We start from the raw sequence: 6,854 nt of genomic DNA on the forward strand, positions 1-6,854 counted from the left end.
ACGCGAGCCGGACGGCGGCCCGCTGGGGAGCGGCCGACCCGCTGGCCTTCGCGACCGCCGTGGTGCGCGCCGCGCCCAACCGCCACGAGGTGCTGCGCACCGTCCGGGCCCGTACGGGCATCTCCCTGTGCACCCTGCCGGGCGAGGTGGAGGCGGAGCTGACGTTCCTCGGGGCCCGGCGCTGGATGGGCTGGCGGGCGGGACCGCTCGCCCTGCTCGACATAGGCGGCGGCTCACTGGAGGTCGCCTTCGGCCGTGGCCGGCTGCCCGACTTCGTGGCCTCGCTGCCACTGGGCGCGGCACGCCTGACCCACGAGTTCCTCGACGGCGGCGAGGACGCGCCGCAGCCGGAGCAGGTCCGGGCGCTGCGCCGCAAGGTCCGCCATCAGCTGCGGGACGTCGCGGCGCGGATCCGCTGGGAGGGGCCGCGTACCGCGGTGGCCACCTCGCGGACCTTCCAGCAGCTCGGACGGCTGTGCGGGGCCCTGCCGGGCCGGCACGGCCCCTTCGTGGAGCGGCAGATGCGCTGCTCGGACCTGGGCGAGGCGATCGGCCGGCTGGCCGCGCTGAGCGCCGCCGAGCGGGCCCGGCTGCCCGGCATCTCCGCACCGCGGGCGGCGCAGAGTCTGGCCGGGGCGGTGGTCGGGCACACGGCGATGAAGCTGACCGGACTGGAAACGGTCACGCTCTGTCCCTGGGCGATCCGCGAGGGCGTCCTGCTGCGCCACATCGAGGACGGTCCGTCCTGGTGGGCGGAGGTAACCCGCCGCAACGAAGAGGCGCACATGCTGGCTCCGGTGCCCCTGCGCGTCGCGGGCACGCCCGGCTGACCACGCGACCGGTCCTGCCCGGCCGGGACAGGACGGGAACGAACGAACAGTGCGACGAAGAGGAGACCTTCGTGTCCCAGAACGACGACCGCGACCACAAGCAGCCCGAGACGGCCATCGAGGAGGTTCTGCGCGAGATCGAGGAGGCCAGGCCCCGCGACGCGGAGTCCGGCGAGGGCCCGCGCCGGGGCGAGGCGGGCGACGCCACCTCGCCCAACCCCGGGGCCCAGAAGGACGCCGAGGGCGAGTGACGCGCCACTGAGCGCGGTCGGGGGTGCCACGGTGGTCTCCGGGTACTCGCGACTCCATGGAGTACGACCGCGAAGGACCACAGCTGCCGACGGCCCGGGGCCCGCTCTCCGCGGCCGTCGGCGCGTACCTGCTCGGGACGGGCCCGCTGCCCGGCCCGGAGGACGTCGCCGCCGCGCAGGCGTACGGCGACGACCTCCAGCTCGCCCTGTACCAGTGCTACGAGTTGCATTACCGGGGTTTCGCCGGTGTCTCCCCCGGCCTCGAGTGGGACCCGGACCTGCTGCGCACCCGGGCCGCGCTGGAGCACCGCTTCCTGTCCGCGCTGCGCGCCGACACCGAAGTCCACGACAGCGTGGAGGAAGCGGTCGGGGCGCTGCTCGTCGAACCGGTCGACGGGAAGGGCGTCAGCCACTTCCTGCGGGACGAGGGCGAGTTGTGGCACCTGCGCGAGTACGCGGCCCAGCGCTCCCTGTACCACCTGAAGGAGGCCGACCCGCACGCCTGGGTGCTGCCCCGGCTGTGGGGGCGCGCGAAGGCGGCGATGGCGGCGGTGGAGTTCGACGAGTACGGCGGTGGCCGGTCCGACCGGGTGCACGCCCGCCTGTTCGCCGACCTGATGCAGGACCTGGGCCTGGACACCACGTACGGGCGCCATCTCGACGTGGCCTCCGCCGAGTGCCTGGCCACGGTGAACATGATGTCCCTGTTCGGCCTGCACCGTGCCCTGCGCGGCGCACTGGTGGGCCATTTCGCGGCGGTCGAGATCACCTCGTCGCCCGGTTCCCGGCGGCTCGCCGAGGCGATGCGCCGCACCGGCGCCGGGCCCGCCGCCGAGCACTTCTACGACGAGCACGTCGAGGCCGACGCGGTGCACGAGCAGATCGTGCGGCACGAGGTGATCGACGGCCTGCTGGAGCAGGAGCCGCACCTCGCGGCGGACGTCGCCTTCGGCATCGACGCCACCGGGTACATCGAGGACCGCTTCGGCGCCCGGCTGCTCGCCGACTGGCGGGACGGCCGGTCGTCCCTGCGCACAGCGCTGTCCGGCCCACGCCGCGAACCTTCCGGTATCTCCCATATTTCGTGACGTCCGGGGTACGTGGGTTCCGTGAATTTCATGGTGCTACCGGGCGTCTATGCCCCTCAGGAGGACACCGCCCTGCTGGCCGGGGCGCTGTCCGACGAGTCGCTCCCACCCGGCGCGGCCGTACTCGACGTGGGGACCGGCACGGGCGCCCTGGCCCTGGCGGCGGCACGGCGGGGCGCGCGGGTGACCGCGGTGGACGTGTCCTGGCGCGCGGTGTGGGCGGCCCGGGTGAACGCCGCGCGGGCCGGACTGCGGATCCGCGTCCGGCACGGGAACCTCTTCACGCCCGTGCGCGGTGAGCCGTTCGACCTCGTGCTGGCCAATCCGCCCTACGTTCCGGCGCCGGGCGACGGCCGTCGGCCGCGGGGTGCGGCGCGGGCCTGGGACGCGGGCCACGACGGGCGGCTGGTCCTGGACCGGATCTGCCGGGAGGTGCCCGCCCTGCTGCGTCCGGGCGGTGTGCTGCTGCTGGTGCAGTCGGCGCTCAGTGACCCCGGGCGGACCGTCGGGCTGCTGCGTGAGGCGGGTCTGAAGGCCGCGGTGACCCGGCGGCAGCGGATCGCGTTCGGGCCCGTGGTGCGCGGCAGGGAGCGCTGGCTGCGGCAGCGCGGCCTGCTGTCCCTGTCCGACAACGAGGAGGAGCTGGTGGTCGTCCGTGCCGAACTCCCCGTCTGACGCCCCTCGCCCGTCCGGCGCCGCGCGCCGGGTCAAGGTCCAGCGCCGGGGGCCGCTGCTGGTGGAAGGTCCGGTGGAGGTGGAGCTGGAGGACGGGACGACGGTGTCGTCCGACCGCTTCCGGGTCGCGCTGTGCACCTGTCGCCGGAGCCGGCGCTTCCCCTGGTGCGACACCAGCCACCGCGCCAGGTCGTCCGGGCCGGGTGACGGGCCGGGGGCTGCGGGCTGACGGTTCCTGTCCTGCGGGAGAACGGCGGACGGCCCCACTCCGTCCGCCGTTCCCGGTGCGGGACCGCTGGATCCGTACGGCGGCGCTCGCACTCCCCAGTAGCGAGCCGCCGGTCACGCCGCACGGGCCGGGCGGTCCCGGTCCTCAGAACGTGAAGACGCTCGCGCTGCCGGCGTTCTTCACGCACTCGTTGGCGAAGGTGCGTTCGTAGGAGACGTGCCGGCCGTGCCAGACCCCGTCGACGGTGACGACCACGGGTGCGTACTCCCGGGTGCACAGCACGCCGGGGTCCGCGGCCAGGGCGTCGAAGTCGCCGCCCGCGCCGCGCAGTTCCGCGCAGGCCGCTTCGGCGGCGGGGTGGGTTCCGGAGGCCTCCGGGGCACAGGTCAGGGTGACCGCGCGTACCGGTGCGGCGGTGGCAGCGCTCTCTCCGTGCCCCACGGTCAGCACGAGGGCCGAGGGGGCGTAGAGCGACGCGGGGGCGATGGCCGGGGAGGCGAGTGAGGCCCCGGCGAGGGGCCCGCAGACGGCGGTGGCCGTCAGGCCCAGAGTCGCTGCCCAGCGCGCGGTGTTCCGCATTGTGTGCATCCTTCCGCTCGATTTGAGAGTGTCGCCGGCCCAGCTCGGTCGGTGCCGGAACGGCGAGCGCGAGTCTGCCGAGTCCATCGCCGAAACACATCTCGACCCCATGGGTTTCGGTAACCTTGCGTATTGAATCAGTGGCGCGAAGTCACAGAGTTCGAACGTTCCAAGTCCGGAACGAGGCGGGTCTTGATCGGTTATTGAGACCTGAACTGGCCGGATGGCGTGATCCGCACCTTTGTCAATAGGCCTGAAACATCCCCGAAACAGGCCCGTTCCCCCTGACGGCCGACCTCGGCATACTCGCCGGTATGGCGCTGACGGCGCGAGCTCGACGACGAGAGGCGGTACCTGGGGATGGCGAAGCACTGGGCGGACTTCCAGTACGAGATCTATCTCAACGGGATGACGGGGGCCGTGCCGCGGCTGCCCACGGACCTGACCCGGCTGGAGGAGCTCACCGAACGACGCCTCGGCCCCGGCCCCGTCGGATACGTCGCGGGCAGCGCGGGTGACGGCAGCACCGCGCGCGCCAACCGGGCGGCCCTCGACCGGCGCCGGATCGTCCCGCGCATGCTGCGGGACGTGCACGAACGGGATCTCTCGGTCGAGGTGCTGGGCCGCTCCCTGCCCGCTCCGCTGGCCCTGGCACCGGTCGGTGTCCTGTCGATCATGCATCCGGAGGCGGAGCCGGCCGCCGCCCGGGCCGCCGCCGCGCAGGGCGTGCCGTACATCCTGTCCTCGGCGTCGAGCACGCCCATGGAACAGGTCGCCGAGGCGATGGGCGACGCCGAGCGCTGGTTCCAGCTGTACTGGCCGAAGGACCGCGAGGTGGCCCGCAGCTTCCTGGACCGGGCGAAGGCGGCCGGATACAGCGCGCTGTTCGTCACGCTGGACACGCCTCTGCTGTCCTGGCGCCCGCGCGATCTCGACCAGGCGTACCTGCCGTTCCTGCACGGCGTGGGCACCGCCAACTACTTCTCCGACCCGGCGTTCCGGGCAGGGCTGGCGAAGCCCGTGCACGAGGACCCGAACGCGGCCGTGACGCACTTCGTCGGCATGTTCTCCGATCCCGCCAAGTCCTGGCCTGATCTGGCGTTCCTGCGGGAGAACTGGGACGGCCCGATCGTCCTCAAGGGCGTCCTGCACCCGGACGACGCCCGGCTCGCCGCCGACGCGGGGATGGACGGCGTGGTGGTCTCCAACCACGGCGGCCGTCAGGTGGCGGGCTCCGTCGCGGCGGCCGACGCCCTGCCGCGCGTGGCGGAGGCGGTCGGCGAACGGCTCACCGTGCTGTTCGACAGCGGTGTCCGCACCGGTGACGACGTCTTCAAGGCGCTCGCCCTCGGTGCGCGAGCGGTGCTTCTCGGCCGCCCCTACGTCTACGGCCTGGGCCTCGACGGACAGGCGGGCGTCGAGCACGTGATCCGCTGCCTGCTCGCCGAACTCGACCTCACCCTGGCCCTGTCCGGGCACGCTTCTCCGCACACTCCCGGCCCCGCCGACCTCGTCGAGGATCCCGCCTGACCCGCCGGGGGACGTCCTGACCCGCCGGGAAGACGTCCCCGCGACCGACTCGCCCCACGGGGCGTCCGTGGTGGCGGCGCGGGGCACGCCGCCGCCATCGCGGAAACGGCCCCGCGCCTCTTCGGAGCGCCGTCCGACGCACCGGACGCCACCCGGCCCGCCTCAGCCGCCCGGCAGTTCCACGCGCCGGGCGTCCGGGGCGCCGGTACCGGCGATCGACAGGGAGCCCTCCGCAGTCGGTACCGGGTCGGTCCGCCAGCGCTGGCCGTCGGAGCCGTCGTTGATCTTGACGACTATGTCGGCGTCCGGGACACCCGTGGTGGCGGCGAGGGCGAGCTGCTTCTGCCGGCGCGGCACCAGCTCCCCCCGCCCGGTCAGGTCGTAGCGGACGTCGTCGCCCCGCTCGGTGCCCTCGTCGGCGCAGGTACCGAGAATGACGACTCCGGCGTCCGCCTGCGAGTCCAGACAAAGCCCCGGGTCGGCGACGCTGCGCAGCAGCCCGTCGTCCTCGTGGGTCCACTGCTGGGTCCACGCCTCGGAGCACCTCGCCAGCCGGGCACCCGCGCCGGCCTTCGGCTCACCCCGGACGTCGAGGCACAGGTCCGCGGCGACGTTGCGCAGCCGCGTCCGGTCCGCCGCCGTGGGCATCCCGGCCGCGCCGGGCGGCTTCGGGCGGCTGGTCCCGGACGTGTCGCCGTCCTCGCCGACGGCGCTGGTGGAGGCGGCCGGATCGGCGCCACCGCCGTCGTACGACCACACACTGACCACGAGCACGATCGCCAGTACTCCGGCCGAGGCGGCGCCGAGCTGTCTGAGCACCGACCGGCCGGAACGCGACCGGCCCGGCACTCCGCGCACGGGCACGGGGATCCGGGCCAGCAGCCGGGGGCGTCCACCGCGGTGCCGTGCGGCGCCCTTGGCGAGCGCACCCAGCGTCGCGCGTCCCGGGCGGGAGTCGAGATAGCGCCGGGCACCCCAGCCGAGCACCGCTTCGGCGATCAGCGTGCCCAACTCGCGTTCGAAGTGGCCGAGTTGTTCGGCCGCGTGCCGGCAGTGGCGGCAGTCCGCCAGGTGTTTCCGTACGTCGGGCAGCAGGGCGCCGCCCCGGCGGATCGGGACGTCGAGGAGACGGCTGTGGAAGCGGCAGTCCTGGGTCGGCGCGAGTTGCCGATGTGCGTGCAGACAACCCTCGCGGAATTTCTCACGCGCTTGTTCGAGTGTGGCCGACGCGGTGTCGGTATCCATGCCGAGCAGACCGGCGGGGATGCTTATGGGCTCACCCTCGACCTCCGTGTGCCACAGCAAACAACGGGCCGGTCCGGGAAGGGAAGCGAATGCACGTGCGGCAAGCGTTCGGTTTTCCGGAGTCAGGGACTTCGCCGCCCGCATACCACGTCCGCCCGCGGGTTTGAGCAACTGCGGAAGAACGCCGGATATCCCGTCGTCGGCGGACCACTGCCGGACCGTGTCCCGGACGGCCACCAGCAGTCGCGGCCGCAGGGCCGTGGCGGGCTCGCCCTGGGCGAGCCGGTCCAGGACCCGGTGCCAGGCGGCGGCGGTGACCATGGCGGTCACCTGGGCGGAGGTAGCGAGGCAGATGGTCGCGTAGTCGTGGGCGGGCTGCCAGTGGCGTGCCATCAGCAGCGCGGCGGCCCTGGACGCCTCGCTCTCC

8 protein-coding genes are annotated in these 6,854 nt (G+C 73.7%); 6 read left to right on the forward strand and 2 right to left on the reverse strand.

Going from position 1 to position 6,854, the window contains the following annotated elements; all coding sequences use genetic code 11:
• From EBH09_RS03210 to EBH09_RS03230, 5 genes are all read left to right on the forward strand, one after another.
• Positions 1 to 830: Ppx/GppA family phosphatase (locus EBH09_RS03210; protein ID WP_121745485.1), on the forward strand; the 830-nt coding region annotated here is incomplete at its 5' end.
• A 71-nt stretch (positions 831 to 901) separates the two neighbouring features.
• Positions 902 to 1,081, forward strand: coding sequence for a hypothetical protein (locus EBH09_RS03215; protein ID WP_121745486.1), 180 nt, complete (start codon positions 902 to 904; stop codon positions 1,079 to 1,081).
• A gap of 56 nt (positions 1,082 to 1,137) precedes the next feature.
• Entirely contained in the window at positions 1,138 to 2,169 is a 1,032-nt protein-coding gene (locus EBH09_RS03220; RefSeq protein WP_121745487.1) for an iron-containing redox enzyme family protein, read from the forward strand.
• 30 nt (positions 2,170 to 2,199) lie between these two features.
• The gene (locus EBH09_RS03225) at positions 2,200 to 2,844 is read left to right on the forward strand and encodes a HemK2/MTQ2 family protein methyltransferase (protein WP_193776085.1); all 645 of its coding nucleotides are present in this window, start codon (positions 2,200 to 2,202) and stop codon (positions 2,842 to 2,844) included.
• Complete coding sequence (locus EBH09_RS03230; RefSeq protein WP_193776086.1) at positions 2,825 to 3,073, forward strand: CDGSH iron-sulfur domain-containing protein; 249 nt, start codon at positions 2,825 to 2,827, stop codon at positions 3,071 to 3,073. Before EBH09_RS03225 ends, EBH09_RS03230 begins: the two co-directional genes overlap by 20 nt.
• A 144-nt stretch (positions 3,074 to 3,217) precedes the next feature.
• Here EBH09_RS03230 and EBH09_RS03235 read toward each other — a convergent pair whose 3' ends face one another.
• Complete coding sequence (locus EBH09_RS03235) at positions 3,218 to 3,652, reverse strand: protease inhibitor (protein WP_121745489.1); 435 nt, start codon at positions 3,650 to 3,652, stop codon at positions 3,218 to 3,220.
• A gap of 360 nt (positions 3,653 to 4,012) precedes the next feature.
• Here EBH09_RS03235 and EBH09_RS03240 point away from each other — a divergent pair, with 360 nt between their 5' ends.
• Positions 4,013 to 5,182 carry a lactate 2-monooxygenase gene (locus EBH09_RS03240; RefSeq protein ID WP_121745490.1) on the forward strand — a complete coding sequence of 390 codons (1,170 nt, stop codon included), beginning with the start codon at positions 4,013 to 4,015 and terminating at the stop codon, positions 5,180 to 5,182.
• A gap of 162 nt (positions 5,183 to 5,344) precedes the next feature.
• On the opposite strand, the gene EBH09_RS03245 is transcribed toward EBH09_RS03240, so the two are convergent.
• On the reverse strand, positions 5,345 to 6,854 hold a 1,510-nt coding region (locus EBH09_RS03245), incomplete at its 5' end, for an RICIN domain-containing protein (RefSeq protein WP_238697169.1).

The sequence above is a fragment of the Streptomyces sp. E2N166 genome (genome assembly GCF_003671715.1).
GTDB lineage: Bacteria > Actinomycetota > Actinomycetes > Streptomycetales > Streptomycetaceae > Streptomyces > Streptomyces thinghirensis.